This window comes from Actinoplanes sp. NPDC048791 (assembly GCF_040650095.1).
Lineage (GTDB): Bacteria > Actinomycetota > Actinomycetes > Mycobacteriales > Micromonosporaceae > Actinoplanes.
Map to the genome: position 1 here is coordinate 1 of NZ_JBEZGQ010001531.1, position 1470 is coordinate 1470.

General features: G+C 73.5%; 2 protein-coding genes. Both read left to right on the plus strand.

What is annotated here, in order from left to right:
* Window positions 1-918, plus strand: a 918-nt coding sequence (locus tag AB0C29_RS48150) for a GGDEF domain-containing phosphodiesterase (RefSeq protein WP_360835039.1), incomplete at its 5' end; no start/stop codon positions are given.
* 75 nt (window positions 919-993) lie between these two features.
* Window positions 994-1470 (plus strand): alpha/beta hydrolase (locus AB0C29_RS48155; RefSeq protein ID WP_360835041.1); only part of this gene is annotated, 477 nt, incomplete at its 3' end.

Consider the following 1470-nt stretch of genomic DNA (forward strand, 5'->3'; position numbering starts at 1 on the left):
GCCGGGGTCGGCGTCGCGGGCGCAGCCGGCACCGGCGACCCGATGGAGCTGCTGCGCCGCGCCGACGTCGCGATGTACGCGGCCAAGGCCGGCGGCGACCGGCAGCGCCGCTACGCCCCCTGCCTCGACGACGAGGCCGGTGCCGAGGCGCGGCTCGGGGCGGAGATGCGTACGGCGCTCGACACCGGCCAGTTCCGCCTCGTCTACCAGCCCATCGTCTCGCTGCCCGACGCCCGCATCGTCGCCGTCGAAGCCCTCATCCGCTGGCACCACCCCGAGCGCGGCCTGGTCAACCCGGCCGACTTCATCCCGGTGGCCGAGCAGAACGGCCTCATCGTCGAGCTCGGTGCCTGGATCCTGACCACCGCCTGCGCCCAGGCCGTCACGTGGCAGCACACCCACGGCGCCGTCGCGCCGAGCCGGGTCAGCGTCAACGTCTCGGCCCGCCAGCTGGCCGAGCCCGGCTTCGCCGACTTCGTCGCCCACACGCTCGCCGGCACCGGCCTGCCCGCCCACCACCTGATCGTCGAGGTGACCGAGACCGCGGTCTTCGGCGGCGGGCAGAGTGTGCAGACCGTCAAGGACCTGCACCAGCTCGGCGTACGCATCGCCCTCGACGACTTCGGCACCGGCCACTCCTCCCTCGGCCTGCTGCAGACCGTGCCCGTCGACACCCTCAAAGTCGACAAGAGCTTCGTCGACACCATCACCATGGCCGGGCGGCACGCCGTCATCGCCACCGCCCTGATCCAGGTCGCCGACGGCCTCGGCCTCACCGCCGTCGCCGAGGGTGTGGAGACGGCCGAGCAGGCCGCTGAGTTGTACCGCCTCGGCTACCGGCTGGCCCAGGGCTACCACTTCGGCCGGCCCGTGGCCCAGCCCGACTTCCACGGCGTGCGTACCGTGGTGGCCGGGTAGCAGCGGGGTCCCGCTTCATCCATCATCGTCAGTGCCGGGTGCGTCCGCGCCGGGCGGCGACGAGAGGACCCCACCGTGCCCGACGTGCAGGCCAACGGCATCGAGCTGTACTACGAGACCCTCGGCGACCCGGCCGGCCCGCCCCTGCTGCTGGTCATGGGGCTGGGCGCGCAGCTGATCGACTGGCCGCAGGAGTTCTGCGAGCAGCTCGCCGGCCGGGGCTTCTTCGTGGTCCGCTTCGACAACCGTGACTCCGGTTTGTCGGCGAGCCGGCCCGAGTGGGCGGTGCCGGACGTGCGGGCGATCGTGGCGGGGGACCGCTCGACGGTGCCGTACCTGCTCGCGGACCTGGCCCGGGACGCGGCCGGGCTGCTGGAGGCCCTCGGTCTGGAGCGGGTGCACGTCGTCGGCGCCTCCATGGGCGGGATGATCGCCCAGCAGCTCACGATCGACCATCCGGAGCGGGTGGCCAGCCTCTGCTCCATCATGTCCACGACCGGGGAGAGGTCGGTGGGCCGGGCCACGCCGGAGGCCGCGGCGGTCCTGGGCCGG